Origin of the sequence: Chryseobacterium sp. CP-77 (assembly GCF_036362765.1) — a bacterium.
In the GTDB taxonomy this organism is placed as follows: Bacteria; Bacteroidota; Bacteroidia; order Flavobacteriales; family Weeksellaceae; genus Chryseobacterium; species Chryseobacterium cupriresistens.
Genome location: NZ_CP143637.1, coordinates 1,830,884 through 1,857,261, shown reverse-complemented (window position 1 = coordinate 1,857,261; position 26,378 = coordinate 1,830,884). Strand labels below are relative to the sequence as shown.

Here is a 26,378-nt window from a genome sequence, read left to right as displayed (position 1 = left end):
TACACTTTGTCATTCAGTAGGAATCTATGCACTTTATAAACCCAGCCCTCAAACTCTCAAACTCTCCAACCCTCCACTAGCACCCAAGTATTCTCTCAATCCTTTCAACAGTTCCAATTGGTTTTTTGTTCTGTCCAGATTGTGTTCAGGATGCGTGATAGAATAGTACGTACTTCCATTCAGATAATCGGTTAAGAAACGAAGTTCCTGAATATAAATAGCGACCTGTGCTGCATAATCGAGATTCTCAGCTTCCAGTGGTGTCAGTTTTTCTTTTAAATGAAATAAAAATCCTTCTTTTACGACTTTATACATTTCAGGGTTGAAATTATCTATGGCGCTTCCATCATCTTCCTGGGTGGTATTGGTGTAAGACTGAATCATGGTTCCAAAATCATACAGGATAGTGGAAATCATCATGGTATCCAGATCAATCACCGCTAAAGGTTGATGATTCTGATCAAAGAGAATATTACTGATCTTTACATCTGCATGAATAATTCTTTTTGGGATCTGATTGTTTTTCTCCATTTCAATCCATCGGTCCGGCAAGGACAAAAGCTGGTTGGTGATTTCAATTTCAACCCTGGCATTTTCTCTTAAATGAGGCTCTGCATTTTTGAGTGAGTTTTTATAATCTGCAACCCTCTTCTCAAAATTGAGGAAATTGGGAAGAGAATCTTCAATGGCAGGCAGTTTTTCAGTATTGACCGTATTGAGAAAATAACTGAAGGTTTTAGCAGCATCATAAGCCGTCTGCAAAGTGGGAGCAGTAAGGAATGTTATACTGTTTTCTACAAAACTGAGCATACGCCATGGCTGACCATTTTTATCTTTTACCAGAATTTTACCGGTAAGAGAAGGAACAGGTTCTATAATTTCAAATTGATAATGATTTGACCTGAGAACTTCATTAATCATTAAATGGTTATTAACGACCACTTCCGGCTGTTTAAAAACATGATTGTTGATTTTCTGTAGAATAAACTTTTTCCCCTGTCCTTTATCCTCCAGAAGATAGGTGGTATTGATCAACCCGTCAGTAATAGGAGTAAGGTCATAACTGTCCGTACCGATAAATTCAGCAACAATATCATTTAGCTCCATAAATTTTCCGGGTATCTGTTATTTTTAATCTCTGAAATCAGAAAATCTTTAACTTCCTTTTTATCATCAGCATACGTAACTCCCATCCATGGGCAAGGAGATACTTTTACCTTTACCTTTACTCTGTTTTCATCCATCATTCTTTGTACTGCAGAAGGAATATAAAATTCCTGATCAGGCAGTGGATCAGATTCTATGAAATCATAAAAATAGGTGTCCAGATAACAGAAAATGTGTGGGTGGAAAATAAAAAAATTCATGGATACCAGGGTGTCAGGATCCAGTTGTATACTTTCTCCGTTCTCAATGTAAACAATTGAGTTATTTATTCTTTGAATGGATGTTTGTTCCACTACTTTGATCAGGTAGTTTTCAGCATCCAGCGTACATATTCCTCTGGCTACAGTACCGTTTCCACTCAACGTTGTACCTACAGGATAAGCAATCATTCCTAATTGTGTATCTGATATATGATGATGGTTAATTTCATGTGCAGCGAGCTGATACACTTCTTTTCCGTAGAAATCATCCGCGTTGATCATCACAAAAGGCTCCTGTATTGAATATTTGGCGCAAAGTACGGCATGAGCGGTTCCCCATGGCTTCGTACGGTCAGGATAATCAAAACCTTCCAGTGAAATAGGAATGCTGTCTATCTCCTGATATACCCAGATCAATTCAAAATTTTTAGCTTTTGAAATGCCGTTGAGCCTTTCAATATAACTTTCAGGAATCAGTTTGTTGACAATAATAACGACTTTTTGGAAACCGGCTTCCAGTGCATCAAAAATGGAATACTCAAGAATTGGCGAACCGTTATCGAGTATGCCGTCTACCTGTTTAAGCCCCTTGTATCTGCTGCCTAATCCGCCTGCCAGTATAAGTAATGTTTTCTTAGAACTCATCGGTCATTCCAAATACAGGTTTACGGGTTTTCCATTTTCCATTGGTGAAATCAGGAATATCAACTACCTGACCGCCTTTGGCAATAGACTCTTCGCTTAATGGCGTAATAGAATACCACAATGCAAGATCATATACATCCATCGGGAACTCTATATTCCGTTTGATACATTCAATAAAAGTATTCATCACAAAGAAATCCATTCCGCCATGTCCGGCACCTGCAGCAGTAGCTTCAAACTTTTTCCACATCGGATGATCGTGTTCTTTCATCCATTTTTCAGTATTGTCCCAACGGTGGGTATGGTTCATGGTTTTTTCAAAATAAATATGTCCCTGGTTGAAATCTCCCCATCCGAAATCCTGCCACAACCCTTCAGTTCCCTGAACTCTGAAACCAAGATCATAAGGTCTTTGTAAGCTTGTATCATGAGTAAGAAGGATGGTTTCTCCATTGGCACAGGCAATCTGAGTGGTTACAATATCTCCCTGGTTGAATTTTACTTTCGCACTAGGATGGTTTTCTCCGCCTTTTGCATGTTCAACAATGTATTTGTGAAGCCCCACGGATTTTGAAGAGAATGAAGAAAGCCTTGTTAAACGGTTTCCTCGGTTGATGTCCATCATCATCGCAACCGGACCTAATCCATGGGTAGGATAAAGTTCCCCGTTACGTTTTACGTAATGTTCAGTTCTCCATTTTGCCTCACTGAAGCCTTTTTCTCCAAACTCAGCACCGGAATTGTATGGAGTAACTCCGTCATTGAAAAGAACACCTCTCAGGTCATGCTGATAACCGCCTCTTCCATGTACCAGTTCTCCGAACATTCCTTTACGAACCATATTCAGGATGGCCATAATATCTCTTCGATAGCATACATTTTCCATCATAAAGATAGGAACTTTCGTCTCCTCATATACCTTTACAAATTCCCAGCAGTCCTGAAGCTTTATCGCCCCGGAAACTTCCATGCCTACAATTTTTTTAGCACGCATAGCTTCCACACCCTGGGTAAGATGCCATTCCCATGGAGTAGCGATCACAACAGCATCTATTGTTTTTAATTTCAATAGATTTCTATAATCGTATTCTCCGTTGGAAAACTCCTGAGCTGCCGGTTTATTGTTGTCTTTTAAGATTTTTTGAGACGCGACAAGCATTCTTTTCTCCGGATCTGCAAATGCAACAATCTCTACATCATTACGTTTTGCCAGTAATTTTACATGTTCCTGACCACGAAGACCGACGCCGATAAAACCAACGCGGACTTTTTTATCTGTTTTAAAATCATTGGAATAAGCAAATAAAGAATTGGGTAAAACCAATGCCCCAAAGCTTGCTAAAGCGGCAGTCTTAAGAAAGTTTCTGCGGGAGTTACTATTGTCCATCTATTTTTTTTTTAAATATATTAAAACTTTTGTAAATCCCGGTAAGGTGATAGGTAATTAGAGAATGAAGTGGTGAAGGTGGTTTGTAAGAATTTGAGGCTTATTGGATTTTAAAATTGAACAGTTTTGTAGTTATTAAAATATAGATTATTAATTTTCACTTTTTTATTGGTTTTGCTCATTTATATTTTTTTTAAAATATTTGTTATATGCGTGAAAATTTATTGATTGATCCAGGCTTTTCTTAATGCAATTTGTTTTGAATCAGGATAAGTCATTTTTGTAATCTCATCAAAAAGTCCATTATCATTAAAGGATGTACACTAAATCTCTTCAAAATTTGTCTCTTTTATTTTTCCATATAATATACCTCTTCATAAGGCTGAATCAGTACCCATCCGTGACCTGAGAATTTCATCTGAAACTCTTCGCCGCTTCCTCTGCCGATAAGGCTTTTGAAAGAAACATTGGTTTTCAGTTCCGGGCTGAGGTTTCCGGACCATGCCACAGTAGCATTCGGATCTGTAAATACAGGTGTATCAGGAGTTACAAGTAAAGTTAAAGGATCTCCGTGAGTCGTAATAGCAATATGTCCCGTTCCTGAAAGTTTGGCCTGGAAAAGACCTCCGGACATCATTCCAGCAATGCTTTTCAGCATGGTGATATCACTTTTCACACTTTGTTCGTGGGCAAGAATATCATTTCCGTTTACACAAACAGATTCATTGTTCAGATAGAGAATACGGACTTTCTTCCCGGAATCAGCAACATATAATTTTCCGGTTCCTTCTGCTTTCATCAATCTGGCACCTTCACCGCTGATCGCTTTCTTCAAAAGATTTCCAAGTCCTCCGGAAAGCATTCCCTGCCTTTCAAAATTGATATTTCCCACATAACTTACCATACTTCCTCTTTTGGTCCATACCGCCTGATTATTAAGGTTGATTTCCAGAAGATGCTTTGTTTCCAGCTCAAAATAATCTCTTTGTTGTGGATTTTCTTTTGTTTCGTTGATAAATGCTTCTATTGAATATTTGCTCATAATGATAATTTTATTGGTTGATGTATAGTGTTATTATTTTAGTTTGTCGAGTTTATACTCCCTTTTGTTACTTTTAGGATTCAGATCCACAAATTCATATGCTTCAAAACCGGCAAGCCTGGCTTTGAACATCTCTGTTGCCTTTTCCAGTGACCAGGTTTTAGGGTAATGAAAACCTTCAAATTCTGCATTGACAATTTTTGCTTTGAAATCATGTGAAAATTCATGATCACCTGCGTAGGTTAGTGCTATTTTGCCTGTCCATATAATATCATACCGGTGATTTTCTTTTTTTGAAAACCGGATCTGATGTCCGGCACAGCTGTCATGCCCCAGCAGGTAGATGTTGAAAGCAAGATCGTCATCATCAGAATGGTGTTCAGACGGAAGATCATTACTGAAAAGATCATTTTGAACAACAGCATCGAAATCTAATTTTTCATCAAGATTATTAATTCTGATTCCTCTCTGTTCACCCCAATAGTTGGACGAGAGTGTACAGGCATGATAGTTTCTCCATACGATTTTGGAGTCCCAGTCGGACAGATCTTCGTCTTCTTCTTCATTGTTTTCATTGTCATTGGCATAATATTTTTCAGTTTTTAAATGAAAATCAAACCAGATAAATCCATATTCATCAATTCTTCCACTCCAGCTGAAATTTTCAATTGTATGGCCGTCAGGATACGGATTATCAATGAAGTATATTTTACTTACAGGTTCCATATTGAATTTTAATTTTTCCAAAAATACTCTTTTTATGTCTTGAAACTCCCCGTAAAATCACGGTTTTATGTTTGATTGTAAATAATACTTGACAAAGGGGTGTTCAATGTCGTATATTTGCACTCCGAAAATTACACCTTGTAATTTCAATAATTTTTAAACCGTAATTTAAAAAATGAAAACATCAGATTTTAATTTTGATCTTCCTGCGGAATTATTAGCAGAACACCCATCAGAGCACAGAGACGAAGCGAGATTAATGGTACTTGATAGAAAAACACAGACTATCGAGCACAAATTATTCAAGGATGTTGTGGATTATTTTGATGAAGAAGATTTGTTCATCTTCAACAATACAAAAGTTTTCCCTGCACGTCTTTACGGAAATAAAGAAAAAACAGGTGCTAAAATTGAAGTTTTCTTATTAAGAGAGCTTGATAAAGAAACCAGAGTTTGGGATGTTTTGGTAGATCCTGCAAGAAAAATCAGAATTGGTAACAAATTATTCTTCACTGAAGATGAGTCTTTGGTAGCTGAGGTTATTGATAACACAACTTCTAGAGGAAGAACATTAAGATTCTTATTCGACGGATCTTACGACGAATTCAGAACAAAACTAAAAGAATTGGGAGAAACTCCGCTTCCAAAATATATCAAAAGAGCTGTAGAACCTGAAGATGCAGAGAGATATCAGACAATCTATGCAAAAGTAGAAGGAGCAGTAGCTGCCCCTACAGCAGGTCTTCACTTCTCTAAGCATTTGATGAAGAGATTAGAGATCAAAGGAATCAATTTTGCTGAGGTTACCCTTCACGTAGGATTGGGAACATTCAACCCGATTGAGGTAGAAGATCTTTCTAAGCACAAAATGGAGTCTGAAGAAATTATCATTGATGAGAAAAATGCTGCGATCATTAATAAAGCAGTTGAATCTCACAGAAGAGTATGTGCAGTAGGTACTACTACCATGAGAGCATTGGAAACTTCTGTTTCTTCAAACAAAAAAATCTCTGCTTTCAACGGATGGACAAACAAATTCATTTATCCTCCTCACGATTTCGGAGTAGCGAACTCAATGATTACGAACTTCCACACACCGAAGTCTACTTTGATCATGATGATTGCTGCATTTGCCGGAAGAGATTTCGTAATGCACGCTTATGAAGAAGCCGTAAAAGAAAAGTATAAATTCTATTCTTACGGTGACGCAATGTTAATTCTATAAAAAAGATAATAGGTAATAGGTTGCAGATAATAGTATCTGCAACCTGCCACCTAAAATCTACAACCTTACAATGAAAGATATCCGTACATTATCACTAGACCAGCTTAAAGACTACTTTGTGTCTTTAGGAGAAAAGCCGTTTCGTGCGAAACAGGTCTATGACTGGCTATGGAGTAAAAACCTCCATTCGATTGACGAAATGACGAATCTTTCAAAATCACTTCGTGAGAGAATTTCGGAAGAATATACCATTAATCCTGTTTCCGTAGACCTTCTTCAGAAAAGCTCTGACGGAACCATCAAAAACGGAGTAAAGCTTCATGACGGGCTGATGGTGGAATCTGTTCTTATTCCTACAGAAACAAGAACTACAGCCTGTGTATCTTCGCAGGTAGGATGCTCATTAAACTGCGAATTCTGTGCTACAGCAAGACTGAAAAGGATGAGAAACCTTGAAGTAGCTGAGATTGTAGATCAGGTAGCCCTGATTGACAGCCAGAGCAGAATGTATTTCGACAGACCGCTTTCCAATATCGTCTTTATGGGGATGGGAGAGCCAATGATGAATTACAAAAACGTAGTGGAAGCCATCAAAAAAATTACCCAGCCGGAAGGATTGGGAATGTCTCCAAGAAGAATTACCGTTTCTACATCCGGTATCCCTAAGATGATCAAAATGCTTGCAGATGATGAACTGCGCGTGAAGCTAGCTTTATCCCTTCACTCTGCTATCGAATCCAAGCGTAATGAGATCATGCCTTTCTCTGATAAATTCCCGTTGACGGATATTATGGAGGCTCTTCAGTACTGGTATCAGAAGACAGGTTCTGTAATTACTTTTGAATACTGCGTATGGAAAGGAATCAATGACGGCGATGAAGACATTAAAGCTTTAATCAAATACTGTAAACAGGTTCCTTCAAAAGTAAACCTGATTCAATACAATCCGATCGGAGACGGAAAATATGACCAGTGCAACAAGCAGGCAGAAGAAAATTACATCCGTCAGCTTGAAAATGCAGGGATTACCGTAATGGTCAGAAGAAGCCGTGGAGGTGATATTGATGCCGCCTGCGGGCAGTTGGCCAACAAAACAACAGATTAAAATTTCCTTAAAAAAAGCCTAAAACTTTCTTAAAAAATAGCTTAAAACCCTACCTTTGCACAAATTATTTTGTGATGATGGATTTTCTTATGAGCGAGGACGGGCTGGAAAATGTGTATGCATGGGCTATCCCATTGCATGCCACTGTCATTTTAGCTGAAATGATTTACAGCCACGTTTCAGAAGCTAAATTATATAGCGGGAAAGATCTTGCCACCAATGTTTATCTTGCATTGATGAACTTTGGTCTTGACCTTATCATGAAGGCATTTGCCATGGGCGTAATGTTCTTCTTTTACCATCACAGGCTTTTCTCTTGGGACCTTAGCGTATGGTACTTGCTGGCTTGTTTTATCATCACAGATTTTGCCTATTATGTGCTGCATTATGTGGATCACCGTTCCAGAGCATTCTGGGCAGTTCATATTACGCACCACAGTTCAGAATATTTTAACCTGACAACAGGATTCAGAAGTCCCGTATTACAGCCGCTTTACAGATATTTATATTTTTCACCGCTGGCATTTTTAGGATTCAATCCCTGGCATATTATGGTGGCATACGCCATCGGACAAGTGTATGGAACATGGGTACATACGCAGACTGTGAAGAGTATGGGATTCCTGGAATATATTCTGGTAACACCTTCTCATCACCGCGTACACCACGCATGTAATGTGAAATACCTGGATAAAAATATGGGAATGTGTCTCATTATCTGGGATAAAATATTTGGGACTTTCCAAAAAGAAGATCCGAATGTACCCGTGAAATATGGAATCTATCCAAAAATGCCGGATAACAGACCGGATACGGTATTATTTTATGAATGGAGAAAAATCTGGAAAGATCTGAAGCAGCCGGGATTAAAATTCACAGACAGAATCAATTATATCTTTAATTCCCCGGGATGGAGACATGACGGAACAGGAAAAACCGTAAGACAGTATCAGAAAGAGTATTTTGCAAGACAGGCACAAAAGAAAGAACAACAGCAAAATCAGAAAGAGCAGAAAACGGCTTAACTTCTGATTTAAAATCAATAGAAATCTAAGGGAAAAGCGGGCTGTTTCGGCCCGTTTTTCTATTTTTAGAATTGGCATTTTTCAAAGGCTATACAATATTTATATTCCGCAGCAATCCACACTCTCCCCTCAAACCCGCAGCCCACATCCCGAAACCCGCATCCCGCATCACATGCAAACCCTCCAACTCTCCAACTCACAATAAAACCTTATTTTTGTCTTATGAAAAAACTCCTTCTGATAGTTGCTCTTTTCGTTGGCCAATCTGCATTTTCCCAGCGGACTGATTTTCTGAAAATAAAAAAATACAGAGTTAATTACCTGGATGATAAGATTGAAGAAACTTCAGGACTGAATATTTTCAATGGAAAGCTGTATACATTCAATGACAGTGGAAATCCTGCCGAAATTTTTGAATTGGATAAAAAAAGTGGTGAAATTATCAGGACACTGAAAACCAATTTAATCAATACAGATTGGGAAGCGTTAACCAATGACGGAGAGAATTTTTATATCGGGGATTTCGGAAATAATACCGGAACAAGAAAGGATCTGACGATTTACAAAGTCCCATACGAACGTCTCGATGAGTCTAATGTCATTAAAATTCCCGGTTCGGAAAGAGCCCTCGATGGAACGAAAATTTTATTTTATTATCCTGAACAGACCGAATTTATTGCTAAAAACGCAAAGAACGATTTCGATGCAGAAGCAATGATTTACCTGAATGGAAAGCTGCACATATTTACCAAAGAATGGGCTTCAAAAACAACCACGCATTATATCGTAGATCCTGAAATCTCAGAAATGCAAAAAGCAGAAAAAATAGAAACCTATAAAACAGGCTTCGTGGTTACAGATGCTTCTTACTTTGATAAAAAGCTTTACTTAGTAGGATATACCAGGAAAACAGAAGTCTTTTTAGATATTTTTACAGAAACAGAACCCGGAATATTTTTTAAAGAAAAACCAAAGCATTATTACCTCGGGACTGCGCTTTCATTAGCACAGATTGAGGGAATAAGTGCAGATGAAACGGGAATTTATATTTCAGGGGAAAAGTTCAGATCTCCGTTGGGAACTACAAAACCTTCATTTTATTTTATCCCGAAAGAACAACTCAAAGATTAATTTGCCTTAAAATTGAGCGAAAAAAATTATCTTTGTGAGAATTAATAATTATTCACCCAGCATCGCAGATTGTGGCAAACATTGTAGAAGAGATTAAACGACCGATCAATGATGAAATGAAACTTTTTGAACAGAAGTTTTATGAGTCAATGCAGAGTAAAGTAGCTTTATTGGATAAAGTAACCCGTTTTATTGTTACCACCAAAGGAAAGCAGATGCGTCCTATGTTTGTGTTTCTTTGTGCCAAACTGGTGGGTGAGGTGACGGAAAAAACATACCGGGGTGCTTCAATGATCGAACTGATCCACACCGCTACTCTGGTACACGATGATGTGGTGGATGAAAGTTTTAAACGTCGTAATTTCTTTTCAATCAATGCACTGTGGAAAAATAAGATTGCAGTTTTGGTAGGAGACTATCTTTTGTCAAAATCAGTTTTACTATCTACAGACCACAAAGATTATGACCTGCTTGGAGTGATTTCCAGAACCATCCGTGAAATGTCTGAAGGAGAACTTCTTCAGCTGGAAAAGGCCAGAAAGCTGGATATTACGGAAGAGGTTTATTATGAAATTATCAGACAGAAAACAGCAACTCTGATTGCTGCGTGCTGTGAAATAGGAGTTCTTTCCAATAATGCGGATGAAGCTTTAGCCAAAAAGATGATGGATTTCGGCACTTATACCGGAATGGCATTTCAGATCAAAGATGACCTTTTCGATTATTTAAGTTCAAACGTCATCGGTAAGCCTGTTGGAATTGATATCAAAGAACAGAAAATGACGCTGCCTTTGATTCATACCTTGAAAATAGCGCCTGAAAAAGATAGAAAGTATTATTTCGATACCATAAAACGATATAATAACAATCCCAAACGTGTAAAAGAGCTGATTGAATTCGTGAAAAGCTCCGGTGGATTGGATTATGCCATTACAGTGATGAAAGAATTTCAACAGAAAGCTCAAAATATCCTGAATGAATTTCCGGATTCCGAAGCAAGAAAATCGCTGCATAGTATGCTGGATTATGTCATTGAAAGAAAATTCTGATATTAACGTTTTTTATCAGTTCTGATTTTTTTATTCTTCTATTTCCTTTAATCCCGCATGGTGTAACGGATCCATATTATTGAAAGAAAAATAACCCTATCTTCCAATAATTCAATGAGTTGTGATTATTTAGCTTTTTTGTAAGATTAAATTACTGTAAATTAACATTTTGCATTAATTAAGTAAAATAATTGCTAATAATTCATTGATTTTCAATATAAATTTTGTTTATTTGTCGTTAGAAAAAAACAACAAATAATGAAAAAAATTCAAACTATGATGATAGCATGTGCTATCAGTTCAAGCTTCATCGCGTACGCACAAGTGGGAATAGGTACTCAAAATCCCCAGACAACTTTTCATATTGACGGTTCTAAAGACAATCCTGCAACAGGAATTCCTTCTGTGGCTCAACAGGATAATGATTTCAGTGTAACTTCAGGTGCTAAAGTAGGGATTGGTACAGTTTCGCCCACTGAAAAATTGGATGTAGCGTCTGGAAATGCCCGTATCCGTAATATTAATTCGAATGTAGGTATCGGAGGAACCGACAGGGTGGTTGTAGCTGATGCTACCGGAATTCTGAAGACCATAGATTTTACAGCTTATTCACTGTTTCATGCGCGTTTGGCAGCGAACCAGAACATCAGTTCTTCTACGATCACGACATTATTATTCGCTGCACCGATAGCGACTTCCCCTTTCTATTCTTATAATACCGGAACTGGGGTGATGACTTTTAACCAGCCCGGAAATTATCTGGTAACGCTGCAGGCTAGTTTTACCAATATGCCCGCAGGAACACAGCTGCTCATTGGTATCAGACCTGTACCGGATGCGAATTATCTGGGAAGAGGAAGCCATTATAACGCAGTTGCTGCTTCGGGAACTGTAGGCGAACTGATGAATTATACAACCGTAGTTGTTGCACCTACAGCCGGATATCAGATCCGTTTTACGGCGGCGCCGAATCAGAATTCTACGATTATTTCGACAGAAACAGGATCTACAGGAAGTGGAAATGTTACCAATGTAACTGTTCAGAAGATCTGATTCTATTTTTACTTTAATCAAACTAAAGTGCTGTATATAGGTTTTCGGGAAACTGAAAATGTATGTACAGCACTTTTCTTTTTAAATTCAGAATCTGATAGTGATTCAGTATAAAAAATGAGAAAAGAGCTACTTAATGAATTCTTGTATTTACATGTAATTATCCTTATTTATTACCTTCGATTGTTTAATTAAGCGAAAAATTTAAATTAAATAATTTTCAGGGTTACAATGATAACGGCTAGAACTATACAAAATAAAGCGATTAAAAATAAATAATCCGCAATGTTCTCAAACGTGTATTCCCGCTTGCTATTCCTTGTTCTGATTGCCAGAAAGGAAAAGAAACAGCTGCAGGCAAAAAGAATACAGGCAAATCCTGCAAATTCGTCCAAATAGGTATGCTGACTGATTTTAGAGATTTTCAATGAGGTGATAATGAGTAAGGAAAATCCTAAAAGATTGCTGGAAGCATTCAAGATATGTGGTGATTTTTTTTCCATCTTTTACAATTTTTTTCAAAATAAAGCACAATTTTTTTTATTATCAAATTTTTAAAAAAGATTATTAAAAATTAAAATTAATTTAAAAAGTGTATATTAGCAAAATACTTGAAGATTAAAAACTTTTTTACTTAGCTATGCAAACAACCTATATTGAAACACAGCAAATATCCTTTCAAGATTTTAAAAATCAGATACTTGAAGACTACAGGTTAGGAAGGATCTCTCGTGAAATGTCTTATCTCGGAAGGAGAGAAGTACTCACAGGAAAGGCTAAATTTGGAATTTTTGGGGATGGAAAAGAACTTCCTCAGCTTGCAATGGCGAAAGTTTTCAGAAATGGAGACTTCCGTTCAGGATATTACAGGGATCAGACTTTTGCATTGGCAATAGATGCCTTGACAGTAGAAAGTTTCTTTGCGCAGATGTATGCAGATACCAGCGTGGAAAGGGAACCTGCTTCAGCGGGAAGACAGATGAACGGGCATTTCGCAACAAGAAGTTTACATGAAGACGGAAGCTGGAAAGATCTGACAGCTCAGAAAAATATTTCTTCCGATATTTCTCCTACAGCCGGACAGATGCCAAGATTATTGGGATTGGCTCAGGCTTCAACTATTTATAAAAGCGTAAAATTTGACGGTTCAGAAAAATTCTCAAGAGAAGGTAACGAAATTGCTTTCGGAACTATTGGGGATGCTTCTACAGCAGAAGGACATTTCTGGGAAACTCTGAATGCAGCATGTGCGCTTCAGGTTCCTATGATCGTTTCTATCTGGGATGACGGATACGGAATTTCAGTTCCTACGAAAAATCAGAGAGCAAAAGCTGATATCAGTGAAATGCTAAGTGGTTTCCAGAGAAAAGAAGGAGAAAACCAGGGATGTGAGATTATCCAGGTAAGAGCCTGGGATTATCCTGCATTATTGGATGCTTATGCTAAGGCAGAACATTTTGCAAGAACAGAAAGTGTACCGGTGGTAGTACACGTGGTAGACGTTACTCAGCCACAGGGACATTCTACATCCGGATCTCACGAAAGATATAAAAACGAAGAGCGTCTGGCATGGGAAGCTGAGTATGACGGGCTGGCGAAATTCAAAGAGTGGATACTGAACTATTCTATCGAAATTGACGGAAAAGAAGAAGTAATTGCTACTGCTGAAGAATTGGATGCTATCGACGACGAAGCGAAAAAAGCGGCAAAAACCGGACAGAAAACAGCCTGGGAAAATTATCAGAAAGCCATTTCAGAACTGATCCAGTCTATTTTACCTTTAGTAGAAAACCTTAAAGGACAGAATGCTGAAGTTGAAAATTATATCGCTCATTTTAACAAATTGGTTTCAAAAGCGAAGAAAGATATTTTCCATCTGGTTAGACAGACTTTACTGGCGACAAGAGGAACAAATTCTGCTGAAAGAAATCAATTGATGCAGAAGTACAATGAAGTATCTGCTGTTGAAAAAGACAACTATTCTTCTCACTTATATTCTCAGTCCCAATGGAAAGCTGAGAATGTTCAGGAAATCAAACCTGTATACTCTGACAGTTCCGAAGAGGTAGACGGAAGAGTAGTGATCAGAAACAATTTTGACAAAATTTTTGAAAAATATCCTGAAACTTTAATCTTTGGAGAAGATACCGGAAACATTGGTGATGTCAACCAGGGATTGGAAGGAATGCAGGAAAAGTACGGTGCTGTACGTATCGCTGATACGGGAATACGTGAAGCAACGATCCTTGGACAGGGAATTGGTATGGCGATGAGAGGTTTAAGACCCATTGCTGAAATCCAGTACTTAGACTATGTTCTTTACTGTTTACAGGGGATGAGTGATGATCTGGCAACGGTACATTACAGAACAAAAGGAGGTCAGAAAGCTCCGTTAATTATCAGAACAAGAGGTCACAGATTAGAAGGAATCTGGCATTCCGGTTCTCCAATGGCTGGTATTCTGAACCTTTCAAAAGGTATTTTGGTATTGGTTCCTAGAAACCTTACGAAAGCAGCAGGATTCTACAACACAATGCTTCAGGCTGACGAACCTGCTATCATCGTAGAATGTCTGAATGGATACAGATTAAAAGAAAAACAACCGGATAACTTAGGAGAATTTACTGTTCCTGTAGGGAAAATTGAAGTAACAAAAGAAGGAAAAGATGTTACTTTGGTCACTTACGGATCTACATGGAGAATTGTAACGGAAGCTGCTAATGAATTGGAAAAATTAGGAATTTCTGCAGAAGTGATTGATATTCAGTCGTTGATTCCTTTCGATTTATCTCACGAAATTGCTGAAAGTGTTAAGAAAACCAACAGATTAGTAGTGATTGATGAAGATGTGGAAGGAGGAACTACAGGATTTATCCTGCAACAGATCCTTGAAAAGCAAAAGGCATTCAGATATCTGGATTCAGATCCGTTGACGATCTCTGCCAATGATCACAGACCGGCATATGCAAGTGATGGTGATTATTTCAGTAAGCCGTCTGCAGACGATATGGTAGAAAAAATCTACGCTATGTTTAATGAAACAAATCCTCAGAAATATCCAGCGATATTCTAATCGGGATTTTAGATAAATTTAAAACCGCTTCCTTTTTGGGAGCGGTTTTTGTTTGCTAATCCTCTTCCGCCAAAGCAATCCTTAGTGTATTCAAAGTATTCATCAGCGTTATACTTGCCGTAAGTTCTACAATTTCCCGTTCTGTGAATTGCTTTGCAAGTTTTGCTTTAATTTCCAGCCAGTCATCTTTACCATAAGTGAGAGCTTCAGCCCAGCTTAAAACAAGCTTTTGTTGATCATTGAAGACATTGGTATGTTTCCAGCCCGGAAGTCTGTTGATGAGATCCTGTTCAAAGCCAAAATCAGAGAGTTCTTTAGCGTGATAACTGCAGCAATAGGCACATCCATTGATTTGAGACACACGCAGCTCCACCAAAGCGATCAGTTTTTTATCAATACCGGATTTTCTAATGCTGTTATGGGCTCTGTAGAGATTTCCAATGGTTTCTTTTGCAATTTCATTGTAATTCATAATGAATATTTTTCTGCAAATTTGCATCAGAAATAGTTTTGAAACTATATGCTTACATTTTGGTGATATACTTACCTTTTTGGAAGTGCTATCCAAGATAAAAGGCTATCAAACATTGACAGCCTTTTTATTTTTTACTTCCTCATTCAGAAAAGCACAGTCTTTATCTTCATGCTGTCCTTTCACCTGATATTTGGCTTCCCATTCCTCCAGTAAATAAAGAATAGGCAGCAGAGCCAATCCTTTTTCTGTAAGGGAATATTCTACTCGGGGAGGAAGTTCTTTAAACTCTTCACGGATCACCAATCCATCGGTTTCCATTTCTCTAAGCTGATCAGTCAGTACCTTTCTGGAAATGACATTAATGCGTACTGCCAGTTCTCCAAAACGTAACTTTCTGTCTTTAATCACCAGAACAATAATAGGCTTCCATTTGCTTCCCAAAGCGGCCATTGCCTTCCCTAAAGGACAGCTGTATTGCATTAATTCATTCTTTTTCATAGAGAGATCTTTATTTTAATATCATATGAAAATGTAGTTTCATATGTTACTTTGATGTTACTAATGTAAGTTACTGCGAAGTTACCACTATTTTTTTTATATAAGATACAAAAGTGAACTATTATTAGTTACTTTGTGTAACAATTATAAAATATAAATTTAAATATGAGCACATCATCATTATTTAAACCGTTCCAATACAAGAATTTACAGCTTAAAAATAGAATTGTAATGGCTCCAATGACCAGAGCACAGTCTGATAATGGAGTTCCCACTCAGAATATTGCAGATTATTATGGAAGAAGAGCTGCTTCAGAAGTAGGATTGATTCTTTCCGAAGGAACTGTGATCAACAGACCTGGATCAAAAAATATGCAGAATATCCCAGATTTCTATGGAACAGAAGCTTTGAATGGTTGGAAAAACGTCATTGATACTGTACATCAGAATGGAGGTAAAATGGGCCCTCAGATCTGGCATGTTGGAGATACAAGAATGTCAGAGGACTATCCGTTAGTTCCAATGGAAAAAGCTTCTACGATGACCATCGAAGATATCCAGGATACGATTGCACAGTTTGCAGCCTCTGCAAAGTCAGCGAAAGATCTTGGTTTCGACTGTATTGAAATTCATGGCGCTCACGGATACCTTATCGACCAGTTTTTCTGGGAAGTAACCAATACCAGAACTGACGAATACGGGGGTAAAACATTGAAAGAAAGAAGCAGATTTGCTGTAGAAGTAGTAAAAGCAATCAGAGCAGCAGTAGGAGAGGATTTTACGATTATTATCCGTCTTTCCCAGTGGAAGCAGCAGGATTATAAAACCAGACTGGCATTTACTCCAAACGAAATGGAAGACTGGTTATTACCATTAAAAGAAGCAGGGGTGGATATTTTCCACTGTTCACAGCGTCGCTTCTGGGAACCTGAATTTGAAGGTTCTGATTTAAACTTTGCAGGATGGGCCAAGAAAATTACCGGGCAACCAACTATTACCGTAGGTTCTGTAGGCTTAAACGGAGATTTTCTTAATGCTTTTGCAGGACAGGGAACAGAAAAAAGAGACCTTACAGAATTGATCAGAAGACTTGACAATGAAGAGTTTGATCTTGTTGCTGTAGGAAGAGCTATTTTACAGGATCACCAGTGGGTACAGAAGATCAAAGATGGCAATACAGAAGCTCTGCTTGACTTCTCAGCTGAGAGTATGGGCGTTTTATTTTAATATCAATTATGAATTGTGATTTCGTTTCGCGGTGGTTTTTTAACAGCATAATTTATTCATTTGCGAAAAGGAATTGACGATTCAATCTGGTATTAAATCAGCATAAATTCACTTTATTTTATATTTAATTTTCACCTATTTATTAAAGAACCCGCTCACAGAATTTTCATGAGCGGGTTTTAACAGATTTAAATATCTAAAACTGCCTTTAAATTGGCAGAAATGATTTCCTTATAAACCGATATTCTTGGTCGGTTTCAATTGTTTTAAGATGCTTTTCGGGATGGCATTTTTGTGAACAAGAATTGCTGTTGATTTGTATTCAACATAAGGTCTTGTTACATAAATATATCCGGCAAAATCATTGGTTACACCCCATGAATTTTTTACCATATAATATTCTTTACCAGTCTGGTCTTTTGCCAGACCTACGATATGCATACCATGGTCATCCGTTGTAGAAAGATTATTAAGTGCTTTCTGACGCATGTCTTCAGTGATGCTTTTATCCTTTTTAGGCTCTGTAAATAAAGTCTGCTTGTTCTCAGCAGTAATCTGGTCAAGATCCATGTCCGGAACATAAGCTACCCCGTTTTTGTAAGAGAAATAAGGCTCAGAAACATCCGTTGCCCAACCTACAGAATATCCTTTATTTACAGCGTTATCAATAATTGCAGTAAGATCTTTCATCGGAACATTCCAGTCAGAATCGTGGCTCCAGTTATCAGGAATCGGAACTACAAATTTCTGAAAATATGGATAATCTTTATAGGAAGATAATTCTACATAATCTTCAGGATTGATTCCTACAACTTCTTTAGCAAATGTTTTCGGAGTATAGTTTTTCCCTTCGTAAGTGAAGTTGGCAGGTACTTTTCCCAAATATTCATCAAGAATAGCATCTACAGAATCCATCCAGTTATCGGTCAGTTTTCCTTTTGAAGAAGCCTGAACAAGGCTGTCAAGAACCGGCTTCAGTTTTCCTTGCATTTCTTTGAAGTTATTCGTAGTCTGTCCGGCTTTTAATCCTGTGTAAACATCCTGAGGAACTGCTCCGTACTTTTTGTACATATTGATTACGTCGTGAAGTTCTCCTCCGTCACCCCAGCTGATAGCACCATTATTCAAAACATATAATTTGGCTTTATCGTGGTAAGAATTTCTTGCTGTAAAGATCTCAGCAAGATCTACAGGTTTTTTGCCCATTCTCTGCATTTCAGATTCAAGGAAAGAGTTTCCGGAGTAGCTCCAGCAAGTTCCTGATGAACCCTGGTTCTTTACAGAAGTCGCACCTACGTCCTTTAACGTTGTGAACTGAAAATTAGCATTTTGTGATTGGTTGTTTTTTAACTTGTTGATTAAGTCATCTTGGGCAAACATCATACTTCCTGCAGACAAAACAAAAAGTAATGATGCAATTTTGGCATTTTTCATTACTATAAAAAGATTATTTGTATTAATAGTCGTTGATAATAGAGATTTGTTACACAAGGAAAAGTTAAATTTGAAATTAAAAAAAGACTCAAAAGAAGTAAGAAGTTGCTTTATAATTTTATTTTTTAATTATTTTCTTAAAAAAGTTGATCATGTTTCCAACCCTTTCAAAAGTTTCCGCATCTATCATAGTATAACTCCTGACTATGGAACAAGAATTATTATTGGAATGCCAGCGTAGCAACCGCAATGCCCAGCGGAAGGTTTACGAGAAAATGGCGGGCAGACTCTACGCAGTCTGCAGACGCTATCTGAAAAACGACGAAGATATAGAAGAAGTATTGGCTGATACATTCTATAAAATCTTTACGAAAATTACTCAGCTTCAGAATCCCGAAACTTTTGAAGCATGGGCAAGAAAGATAGCGGTAAACGAATGCCTGCAGAAGTTGAGATCAGATAAAGGACTGTTTATTTCCCTGGAAGAAAATTTCACTGATCATTCTGAAGGAACTACAGAAAACCTTTCTCTGGAAAAAGATATTCTGAGCTTACTGAACTTTCTTCCTGAAGGCTGCAGAGCCATCTTTAATCTTTTTGCTATTGAAGGATATCCTCATAAAGAAATAGCGGCGATGCTTTCCATCAGTGAGGGAACATCAAAATCCCAGCTCAATTTTGCAAGGAAAAAGCTGCAGGAACTTCTCGTAAATCAAAACATTTAAACTTTTACAACAATGGAAAATAATCATATAGATCAACAATTCAATGAAGCTTCCAGACTTTCAGAAGAGCCAGCTGTTTTTCCTGGTTTTGAGAAAGTATGGGATAAAATTGAAGAGAAATTAGATAAAAAAGAAGATAAAAAGAAAACAATTCCACTTTGGCTGCCGTATGGTATTGCCGCAAGTTTGATGATTGGTCTTGGGGCCTTTTACTTTATGAATAAAAAAGAGGTTGCAGAGCCTTCACAACCTGTAATAACAGAAAATAAAGGGTCAAACGTTCCTGGTAATAAAGTTGATATTGCAAAAATAGACAGCCTTACAAAACAGAATATCCAGAAAGAGAAAAATAGTGTTAAGCCGGTAGAAAAACTGGCAATTAATACACTGCCAACTCATACTCAATATCCTGTGGGATTTCCTCAGAAAACATTGCCCAATCCCGTGTTTTCAGAAAAAGAGAAAAATGATACTTTATATAGTGATAGAAAAGTAGATTATATCTATTCAGGGCAACGCAAAGATACCAATGCCGTTAAGAGTATTGAAGAAGTGGTAGTGATGGGATATTCAAAAACAGTTAAAAGTAAGACTGTTTCATCTGCTTCCACTGTGATGATTGCTTCCACAGACAAAACTTCTGCACATGCTCCGGTTGCAATATCTTCATTGGCAGGAAGTGTTGCCGGAATAGAAGTAACCACTGGAATTAAAAAACGTGATGAAATATCAATCAGAGGAGCAAAAAGTATTGATGGCCATTCTACGAACCCTTTATATATTGTTGATGGAATATTATCAGGCAGAGAATCTGGATTTTTAAATATCCTTGATCCTAAAAAAATAAAAGAATTAAAAGTACTGAAAGGTCTTGAAGCTACTGCGCTGTATGGAAGCAAAGCTAATAACGGAGTTGTTGTCATCACCACGAATGGATTATCTAAAGAAGAAATAGAAAAACTTAAAAAAGTTTCTTCAGAAAGTAAAGAGAAAATACTAAAAGAACCTGAAGAACCTGAAAAAGTACTTCCGAAAGCAGGCCAGCTCACAGCAGGAGAAGTTAACGATTTTTCTAAGTGGGATTATTGGAAAGATATTGCAGTTCCTACTCTGGATCAGTATAAAAATACATGGAAGTTCTTCCCTGATAAAAGGGTTTCAGTTCAGTTGGTCAATCAAGACAGAAAACCGGTAATAGGGGAGAAAATAAAACTATTGGATGATAAGAAAAATATTATCTGGGAAGCCGTTTCAGATAATCTGGGCAATGTGGAATTATGGATATCACCGATGACTGATGAAAACTCAGATTCTCAGAAATATTATTTATCTGATGGTTCTGGGCAGATCATCAGTAGTAATCTCAGAACCTTTAAAAATGGACAAAACCTGATTATTCTTGATAAACACTGTCTGCAAAAGCGTGTATTAGATCTTGCTTTCGTAGTGGATGCTACCGGTTCTATGGGGGATGAGATTTCTTATCTTCAGTCTGAACTTTTGGATGTGTTGAAAAAGATCGAAGGACAGCTTAAGAATACAACGGTAAGATATGGATCAGTTTTTTACAGAGATCAGGGAGATGAATATGTAACCCGGAAGTTTGATTTTTCAGACAAAGCAGAAGACCTTGTAGGATTTATTAAAAAACAGATGGCCGGCGGTGGCGGCGATACGCCGGAAGCTGTTGTAGAAGCACTAAAAGTTTCCGTTGATGAGCTGAAGTGGAGTGATGAAAATTCTACTAAAATAATGTTTTTAATTCTGGATGCTCCTCCGCACCATTCAGAACAGAATATAAAGGAACTTTATAGTACAATAAAGGCTGCCGCAAAGAAAGGAATTACCATTATTCCACTGGCAGCCAGTGATACCGATAAACAAACGGAATATCTGATGCGTACATTTGCTTTACTCACCAATGGAACCTATACGTTCCTTACAGATGACAGTGGAATAGGAAACAGCCATATCAAACCTACCATAGATTCTTATGAAGTTGAAAAACTGAATGATTTACTATTAAGATTAATCCTTCAGAGAGCTGTTTTGCCAGAATGCAGCGCAGGAATTTCAAATGATAACATCAACAAAAAAATGGAAAAAGAAATTGACAGTCAGGTTGAGAGTAAAACTGTACTATTTCCAAATCCTACAAAAGGTCAGCTGCAGATAAAAACAAGAAAACCAATTGAAGAACTGTTTATCTATGATCTTGCCGGAAAGATTATTATGAGAAAAGAAAAACTGCCGGAAGGTAAAAATACAATTGATTTAACTTCTTATCCTCAAGGGATTTATCTAGTACGTATTCATACTAATGATCTGTGGGAGACATTTAAGATCATTAAAAATTAACTGTCTTTTTTATTTAAGGAATAAGTTTTATTTAACAATTATTAACAGGTTTGAATTTATTTTAATAATTTCCTGTCGAAATTTTTAAAGATGAAAAAAATTGTAATAACCATGCTAGGGCTTGTTGCATTGACAAGCTGTAAAACTCAAAAAAATACTGAAATGTCCAAGGAGACAAAGACTTACAGTGTCAGGAAAGATAAGGATCAGGATGGAATTCCTAATCAATTGGATAAATGCCCTGATATTGCCGGTCCGGTAGAAAATGAAGGCTGTCCGTGGGTAGAGTCGGATGGAGACGGTGTTATTGATAAAGATGACGCATGTCCTACAGTGGCAGGACCTCCTGAAAATAATGGCTGTCCATGGCCGGACACAGATGGAGATGGTATTTTGGACAAAGATGATGCCTGTCCTACGGTTCCGGGATTACCGGAATATAATGGCTGCCCAAAACCGAAGTCAGTGACCGCAATGGAAGTAGAACGTTCCATAAAATTCCCTGAATCAGGAAGAGTGTACGACCATCAGGTAGGTGATAAAAAGAATATTAAAAAGCCTACAAAAAAGGCAGATCAGGATATTGATTATAACAATGAAGAATATGCAGCGTTAGTTGAAAATGCATTTGAATTAACCCGTAATCAACCTGTTTCTACATTTTCCATTGATGTAGATAATGCTTCCTATTCCAATGTCAGAAGAATGATCAGTTACGGAGGTAAGGTTGATAAAAACTCAGTGAGAGTAGAAGAGATGATCAATTATTTTAAATATGATTATCTTCAACCCGCAAATGGCGATCCTTTTTCAATTAATACAGAATACAGTGCATCTCCATGGAATCCTAAACATAAATTGCTCAAAATAGGACTTCAGGGGAAAAATATTCCGATGGATCGTCTGCCTGCTTCCAATATTGTTTTTCTTATTGATGTTTCAGGTTCAATGAGTGAGGAAAATAAACTGCCATTGCTGAAGTCTTCTCTTAAAGTTTTACTGAACCAGCTCAGACCTAAGGATAAAGTTGGGATTGTAGTATATGCCGGTAGTGCAGGAATGGTACTTCCCCCAACGTCAGCAGGTGAAAAAGAAAAAATAATTCAGGCACTAGATAAGCTTGAGGCAGGAGGAAGTACAGCGGGAGGAGAAGGAATTGAACTGGCCTATAAACTAGCGAAGCAAAACTTTATAAAAGGAGGAAATAACAGAGTTGTTCTGGCAACAGACGGTGATTTTAATGTGGGAGCTTCTTCTACCACTGATATTGAAACATTGATCACAGAAAAAAGGAAAACCGGGATTTTCCTTACCTGCCTCGGCTATGGAATGGGAAATTACAAAGACAATACCATGGAAATTCTGGCGGACAAAGGAAACGGAAATTATGCTTATATTGATAATATGCAGGAAGCCAATAAATTCCTGGGAAGAGAATTTGCCGGAAACATTTATACCATTGCCAAAGATGTAAAAGTGCAGATTGAATTTAATCCTAAATATGTAAAATCATACCGACTGATCGGCTATGAAAACAGAAAACTGAGAAATGAAGACTTTATAAATGATAAGATTGATGCAGGAGAACTAGGAAGCGGACATACAGTAACTGCTTTATATGAAGTGATCCCGGCCAACGTAGATTCTGAATTTATCCCAAAAGAAACAAAATTGAAATACTCTGAAATTTCTAAAAAGAAGAACTTTGGAGATGAAATGGCAACGGTAAAGTTCAGATACAAAAAACCTGATGGAGATAAAAGCATTGAGACAACTAAAGTTATTAAAAAAGAAAATAAATCTTCAGTAAGTCCGGATTTTAAATTTGCATCTTCCGTAGCCTGGTTCGGGTTGGTATTAAGAAACTCAGAACTGATTACAAAAAAAGATCTTTCCGATATTGAAAACCTTGCTAAACAGGGAAAAAGTAAGGATGAAGAAGGCTATCGTTCAGAATTTATAAGGCTGATAGAGAGCTATAAAACAATTCAAAAATAATTCATAAAAAAAGAAATTTCCCCGGAAATTTCTTTTTTTATATTTTTAAGCATACTAATAATTGATGAAAAAGAATTATTTGCTGTTATTGCCATTTACGATTACCTTATTACAGGCACAAAATTCACAATTGTACTATTCCGGAAAATTTTTAACATCTAAGGATAAAGAACACAACTTTTTAAAGGTTTATAATAAAAACAGTGGTATTTATGAACTGACTGATGAAAAGGGATTTGCCATTATTGCAGCTAAACCTTATGATACCCTAGTGTGGAACCAGGGGAAAAATACCCATGTTATTTCTTCTTATGAACTCAGGGAATTAAAAACAATTCTGGAAAATCAGACAGGAAGTAAAAGTGTAGAAAATGTTTACAGTAAAGCCTATGACAGTCTTGTTTCAAAGGAGATTAAAGACGATTTCAGTATTGAAAAAACCAAAACCCGACTCAGTAAAAGATCACATTCTTATTTTGATAAAATAAGAAAATTAAAGCAGAAGAATGATAGTGTTTATGTTTTAAAAAGGATCAATAAGACAACATTGCTCTTTAACGGAAGCTTTACCACATCTTTTGATATTAAAAGCAGGAATGCTGTTCCGGGGACTCAAAATAAGTATGTCCAGGGAAGATCTGAAAATGGAAACCTTGTTTGGAAAGGCCCTGAAACGAATGAAATGTTCAGTTTTGGACCAGCGCTATCTACCCTTGGATTTAATGGATTACCTTATGAGTACGATCAGAATGGAAAACTGATTCCGTGGATTAATGGACTTCAGCGTGCAAAAAGATATGATAATAACCTCTTTAGAACAACGGTAGGTTATAATAACCAGTTGAATGTAAATGCTTTTATACAACAGGGTAACAATGAAAAACTCCGTCTTGCACTGAATCTGGGGCAGCAAAAGAACCAGATGTATTTTATTGATCAGTTTGATATTACCAATACCCTTAAAGCAAAGCTGAATGCAGATTTGGGTAGATATTACATTAATCTTGCTTTTAACTACGAAGAAGATAAAGCTACGAATACCAATAGAATAGGACTGTTCAACAGAGCTTACCAAAACTCATTGTTAACGCCGGTTTCTTTTTCAAATGAACAAAATACTCTCCTGAATAACGGTTCGCAGAGAAGCTACAGCAAATATGCAGACAATCCTTCTTTCCTTTTTGAGCAGGATAGCCAATACCGCTATAAGAATCGGGACAGACAGTTGAGTCTCAGCGTAGCGAAAGACTGGGATCAGTTTAAACTGAATATTACTCAGTCCTATGAAAGTATTACTACCTGGAATCAGGACCAATATAAACCTTCTACTTATGGTTTCATCAGCGGTGTATCGAATGAAAGGATTCAAAACAACAACTCCTATCATTCCAATATACAGGGCTCTTATTCATTGGGAAACTATGACTTTAGAAATACTTTCAGCCTGAATTTTATTTTAAATGACAAAAAATCCGACATTTATAACAGCCTGACCCATCAAAGATATCTCTATCAGAGAACTTCACAGGATCATATTTTTAATTATAATATGAACATCCGCGATTATGATTTCGAAGCAGGTCTTAATCTTGGAAATTCATTTTATATCTCTAATACTTCTATTAAAAATAATTATTGGCTTCCAAAGGCTAACTTTTATCTGAAGTTCAATGAGATCTTCAATTGGTATAATTACAATTTTAAATTATTTGGAAGCTATACACAATTAGGCTCCGAGCCGGAAATTATAAGATCCTATGCTTCGTATTCTACTACTTTGCTGAAGGCGGAAAATTACAATCAATACTTTCCGGTGCAGGAAGTAGAAAGCTTCCGGGGTTTATCTAATATTAATACACAGGAATGGAAAATTGGAGCCAGGCTGAATCTTGGGTATAAAATAAGTGTAGATGGAGAATATTTTAATAAAAAGAATACTGACGATATATTTCCTGTCTTTGAAAACAATCAGCTGAGGTTAAAGAATGTAGCAGATCATACCTACAGCGGATATGAATTCAATTTTGCTTACGAACGATTACGTCTGGGATACGATATGTATACCACCCATAAAGTTTCCTTTTTCAAATATAAAGATATTGTAGACCGGATAGCTCCGGGATATCAGGATCTGACGGTTTCAGGATTCAAAGATATTTATAAAACACTATCAGAAGGTCAGGTTTTGGGTGCTGTGATGGGCAGTTACTTTGAAAGAAATGCAGCCGGACAACTGATCATTGATGAGTTCGGTTTTCCTGAAAAAGCAGACGGAATGAAAATTATTGCAGATCCTACACCGGATTTTGTGATGAAATTCAACCACAGTTTTGCCTATAAAAACTGGTCCTTAGATATCAATTGGGAATGGAAAAAAGGAGGCCACCTTTGGAACGGGACACAGGCGGTTCTCGATTACTACGGTCGTTCTTACGGCTCAGGAGAAGAAAGGAACATCAAAAATTATATTTTCGAAGGTGTACAGGCCAATGGAACTGTCAACCAGATTCCTGTGGATTTCTATGATCCCAACCAGAATGTTATGGAAAACAGGTGGTCGAGGTACGGTTATTTAGGCATGGCTGAAAATTATGTTCAAAAGGCAGATTATATAAGAATCAACAATATATCCGTTTCCTCAGATTTCCCGATTAACAACAGTAAACAGAATCTTAAACTGACTTTTTATGTAAACAATGTCATGCTCTGGCAGGCTAATAATGGGGTAGATCCCAACCAGAATTTCTACGATATGAGCAATGGAAGAGGATTGGATTTTTTTAATCTTCCTTCCTTTAAAACATTTGGCTGTATTGTTTCACTTAAATTTTAACT

The 26,378-nt window shown here is 37.2% G+C and carries 21 protein-coding genes; 12 read left to right on the top strand and 9 right to left on the bottom strand.

Annotation, left to right across the window (positions count from 1 at the left end):
* Window positions 1-48: 48 nt before the first annotated feature.
* The 5 genes from V0410_RS08300 to V0410_RS08280 form a co-directional block, all read right to left on the bottom strand.
* Window positions 49-1,107 carry a phosphotransferase enzyme family protein gene (locus V0410_RS08300; RefSeq protein WP_330747097.1) on the bottom strand — a complete coding sequence of 353 codons (1,059 nt, stop codon included), beginning with the start codon at window positions 1,105-1,107 and terminating at the stop codon, window positions 49-51.
* Complete coding sequence (locus V0410_RS08295) at window positions 1,098-2,012, bottom strand: nucleotidyltransferase family protein (protein ID WP_330747096.1); 915 nt, start codon at window positions 2,010-2,012, stop codon at window positions 1,098-1,100. The genes V0410_RS08300 and V0410_RS08295 overlap by 10 nt, the downstream gene beginning before the upstream one ends.
* Complete coding sequence (locus V0410_RS08290; RefSeq protein WP_330747095.1) at window positions 2,002-3,399, bottom strand: Gfo/Idh/MocA family protein; 1,398 nt, start codon at window positions 3,397-3,399, stop codon at window positions 2,002-2,004. Before V0410_RS08290 ends, V0410_RS08295 begins: the two co-directional genes overlap by 11 nt.
* A gap of 349 nt (window positions 3,400-3,748) precedes the next feature.
* Entirely contained in the window at window positions 3,749-4,441 is a 693-nt protein-coding gene (locus V0410_RS08285; protein ID WP_047433734.1) for an AIM24 family protein, read from the bottom strand.
* A 33-nt stretch (window positions 4,442-4,474) separates the two neighbouring features.
* The gene (locus V0410_RS08280) at window positions 4,475-5,188 is read right to left on the bottom strand and encodes a hypothetical protein (protein ID WP_330747093.1); all 714 of its coding nucleotides are present in this window, start codon (window positions 5,186-5,188) and stop codon (window positions 4,475-4,477) included.
* A gap of 154 nt (window positions 5,189-5,342) precedes the next feature.
* On the opposite strand from V0410_RS08280, the gene queA reads away from it, so the two are divergent.
* From queA to V0410_RS08250, 6 genes are all read left to right on the top strand, one after another.
* Window positions 5,343-6,392 (top strand): tRNA preQ1(34) S-adenosylmethionine ribosyltransferase-isomerase QueA, encoded by a 1,050-nt coding sequence (gene queA, locus V0410_RS08275; RefSeq protein ID WP_034696367.1) that lies wholly within the window; start codon window positions 5,343-5,345, stop codon window positions 6,390-6,392.
* Window positions 6,393-6,462: 70 nt separating this feature from the next.
* Entirely contained in the window at window positions 6,463-7,497 is a 1,035-nt protein-coding gene (gene rlmN, locus V0410_RS08270; RefSeq protein WP_120231776.1) for a 23S rRNA (adenine(2503)-C(2))-methyltransferase RlmN, read from the top strand.
* A gap of 74 nt (window positions 7,498-7,571) precedes the next feature.
* A complete protein-coding gene (locus V0410_RS08265) occupies window positions 7,572-8,522 on the top strand; it encodes a sterol desaturase family protein (RefSeq protein WP_062672048.1) in 951 nt (316 codons plus the stop codon).
* Between the two features lie 222 nt (window positions 8,523-8,744).
* Window positions 8,745-9,653: a hypothetical protein gene (locus tag V0410_RS08260; protein WP_330747091.1), complete on the top strand. Its 909-nt coding sequence runs from the start codon at window positions 8,745-8,747 to the stop codon at window positions 9,651-9,653.
* Between the two features lie 71 nt (window positions 9,654-9,724).
* The gene (locus tag V0410_RS08255) at window positions 9,725-10,702 is read left to right on the top strand and encodes a polyprenyl synthetase family protein (RefSeq protein ID WP_330747090.1); all 978 of its coding nucleotides are present in this window, start codon (window positions 9,725-9,727) and stop codon (window positions 10,700-10,702) included.
* 258 nt (window positions 10,703-10,960) lie between these two features.
* Window positions 10,961-11,755 (top strand): hypothetical protein, encoded by a 795-nt coding sequence (locus V0410_RS08250; RefSeq protein WP_330747089.1) that lies wholly within the window; start codon window positions 10,961-10,963, stop codon window positions 11,753-11,755.
* Between the two features lie 209 nt (window positions 11,756-11,964).
* Here the strand turns inward: V0410_RS08250 and V0410_RS08245 are convergent, their stop codons facing one another.
* Entirely contained in the window at window positions 11,965-12,258 is a 294-nt protein-coding gene (locus tag V0410_RS08245; protein ID WP_227941821.1) for a hypothetical protein, read from the bottom strand.
* 137 nt (window positions 12,259-12,395) lie between these two features.
* On the opposite strand from V0410_RS08245, the gene V0410_RS08240 reads away from it, so the two are divergent.
* On the top strand, window positions 12,396-14,828 hold the full coding sequence (locus tag V0410_RS08240) for an alpha-ketoacid dehydrogenase subunit alpha/beta (protein ID WP_330747088.1): 2,433 nt from the start codon (window positions 12,396-12,398) through the stop codon (window positions 14,826-14,828).
* Window positions 14,829-14,883: 55 nt separating this feature from the next.
* Here the strand turns inward: V0410_RS08240 and V0410_RS08235 are convergent, their stop codons facing one another.
* Together V0410_RS08235 and V0410_RS08230 are read right to left on the bottom strand one after the other, a co-directional pair.
* Window positions 14,884-15,300 (bottom strand): carboxymuconolactone decarboxylase family protein, encoded by a 417-nt coding sequence (locus tag V0410_RS08235; protein ID WP_330747087.1) that lies wholly within the window; start codon window positions 15,298-15,300, stop codon window positions 14,884-14,886.
* Window positions 15,301-15,408: 108 nt separating this feature from the next.
* A complete protein-coding gene (locus V0410_RS08230; RefSeq protein WP_330747086.1) occupies window positions 15,409-15,801 on the bottom strand; it encodes a winged helix-turn-helix transcriptional regulator in 393 nt (130 codons plus the stop codon).
* A 165-nt stretch (window positions 15,802-15,966) separates the two neighbouring features.
* Here V0410_RS08230 and V0410_RS08225 point away from each other — a divergent pair, with 165 nt between their 5' ends.
* Complete coding sequence (locus V0410_RS08225; RefSeq protein ID WP_034696378.1) at window positions 15,967-17,028, top strand: NADH:flavin oxidoreductase; 1,062 nt, start codon at window positions 15,967-15,969, stop codon at window positions 17,026-17,028.
* Window positions 17,029-17,259: 231 nt separating this feature from the next.
* On the opposite strand, the gene V0410_RS08220 is transcribed toward V0410_RS08225, so the two are convergent.
* On the bottom strand, window positions 17,260-18,462 hold the full coding sequence (locus tag V0410_RS08220) for an aminopeptidase C (protein WP_202839256.1): 1,203 nt from the start codon (window positions 18,460-18,462) through the stop codon (window positions 17,260-17,262).
* A 206-nt stretch (window positions 18,463-18,668) separates the two neighbouring features.
* Between V0410_RS08220 and V0410_RS08215 the strand changes: the two genes are divergently transcribed.
* The 4 genes from V0410_RS08215 (at window position 18,669) to V0410_RS08200 (ending at window position 26,376) form a co-directional block, all read left to right on the top strand.
* Window positions 18,669-19,187 (top strand): RNA polymerase sigma factor, encoded by a 519-nt coding sequence (locus tag V0410_RS08215; RefSeq protein WP_330747085.1) that lies wholly within the window; start codon window positions 18,669-18,671, stop codon window positions 19,185-19,187.
* Window positions 19,188-19,199: 12 nt separating this feature from the next.
* Window positions 19,200-21,545: a T9SS type A sorting domain-containing protein gene (locus V0410_RS08210; protein WP_330747084.1), complete on the top strand. Its 2,346-nt coding sequence runs from the start codon at window positions 19,200-19,202 to the stop codon at window positions 21,543-21,545.
* A 90-nt stretch (window positions 21,546-21,635) separates the two neighbouring features.
* Complete coding sequence (locus V0410_RS08205) at window positions 21,636-23,543, top strand: vWA domain-containing protein (RefSeq protein WP_330747083.1); 1,908 nt, start codon at window positions 21,636-21,638, stop codon at window positions 23,541-23,543.
* A 64-nt stretch (window positions 23,544-23,607) separates the two neighbouring features.
* Window positions 23,608-26,376 (top strand): hypothetical protein, encoded by a 2,769-nt coding sequence (locus V0410_RS08200; protein WP_330747082.1) that lies wholly within the window; start codon window positions 23,608-23,610, stop codon window positions 26,374-26,376.
* The last annotated feature ends 2 nt before the right edge of the window (window positions 26,377-26,378 follow it).

What these genes read in the sequence shown, in the direction of transcription:
- V0410_RS08300 (WP_330747097.1), bottom strand. Translation starts at nt 1,107, where the DNA reads ATGGAGCTAAATGATATTGTTGCTGAATTTATCGGTACGGACAGTTAT.
- V0410_RS08295 (WP_330747096.1), bottom strand. Translation starts at nt 2,012, where the DNA reads ATGAGTTCTAAGAAAACATTACTTATACTGGCAGGCGGATTAGGCAGC.
- V0410_RS08290 (WP_330747095.1), bottom strand. Translation starts at nt 3,399, where the DNA reads ATGGACAATAGTAACTCCCGCAGAAACTTTCTTAAGACTGCCGCTTTA.
- V0410_RS08285 (WP_047433734.1), bottom strand. Translation starts at nt 4,441, where the DNA reads ATGAGCAAATATTCAATAGAAGCATTTATCAACGAAACAAAAGAAAAT.
- queA (WP_034696367.1), top strand. Translation starts at nt 5,343, where the DNA reads ATGAAAACATCAGATTTTAATTTTGATCTTCCTGCGGAATTATTAGCA.
- rlmN (WP_120231776.1), top strand. Translation starts at nt 6,463, where the DNA reads ATGAAAGATATCCGTACATTATCACTAGACCAGCTTAAAGACTACTTT.
- V0410_RS08265 (WP_062672048.1), top strand. Translation starts at nt 7,572, where the DNA reads ATGATGGATTTTCTTATGAGCGAGGACGGGCTGGAAAATGTGTATGCA.
- V0410_RS08260 (WP_330747091.1), top strand. Translation starts at nt 8,745, where the DNA reads ATGAAAAAACTCCTTCTGATAGTTGCTCTTTTCGTTGGCCAATCTGCA.
- V0410_RS08250 (WP_330747089.1), top strand. Translation starts at nt 10,961, where the DNA reads ATGAAAAAAATTCAAACTATGATGATAGCATGTGCTATCAGTTCAAGC.
- V0410_RS08245 (WP_227941821.1), bottom strand. Translation starts at nt 12,258, where the DNA reads ATGGAAAAAAAATCACCACATATCTTGAATGCTTCCAGCAATCTTTTA.
- V0410_RS08240 (WP_330747088.1), top strand. Translation starts at nt 12,396, where the DNA reads ATGCAAACAACCTATATTGAAACACAGCAAATATCCTTTCAAGATTTT.
- V0410_RS08235 (WP_330747087.1), bottom strand. Translation starts at nt 15,300, where the DNA reads ATGAATTACAATGAAATTGCAAAAGAAACCATTGGAAATCTCTACAGA.
- V0410_RS08230 (WP_330747086.1), bottom strand. Translation starts at nt 15,801, where the DNA reads ATGAAAAAGAATGAATTAATGCAATACAGCTGTCCTTTAGGGAAGGCA.
- V0410_RS08225 (WP_034696378.1), top strand. Translation starts at nt 15,967, where the DNA reads ATGAGCACATCATCATTATTTAAACCGTTCCAATACAAGAATTTACAG.
- V0410_RS08220 (WP_202839256.1), bottom strand. Translation starts at nt 18,462, where the DNA reads ATGAAAAATGCCAAAATTGCATCATTACTTTTTGTTTTGTCTGCAGGA.
- V0410_RS08215 (WP_330747085.1), top strand. Translation starts at nt 18,669, where the DNA reads ATGGAACAAGAATTATTATTGGAATGCCAGCGTAGCAACCGCAATGCC.
- V0410_RS08210 (WP_330747084.1), top strand. Translation starts at nt 19,200, where the DNA reads ATGGAAAATAATCATATAGATCAACAATTCAATGAAGCTTCCAGACTT.
- V0410_RS08205 (WP_330747083.1), top strand. Translation starts at nt 21,636, where the DNA reads ATGAAAAAAATTGTAATAACCATGCTAGGGCTTGTTGCATTGACAAGC.
- V0410_RS08200 (WP_330747082.1), top strand. Translation starts at nt 23,608, where the DNA reads ATGAAAAAGAATTATTTGCTGTTATTGCCATTTACGATTACCTTATTA.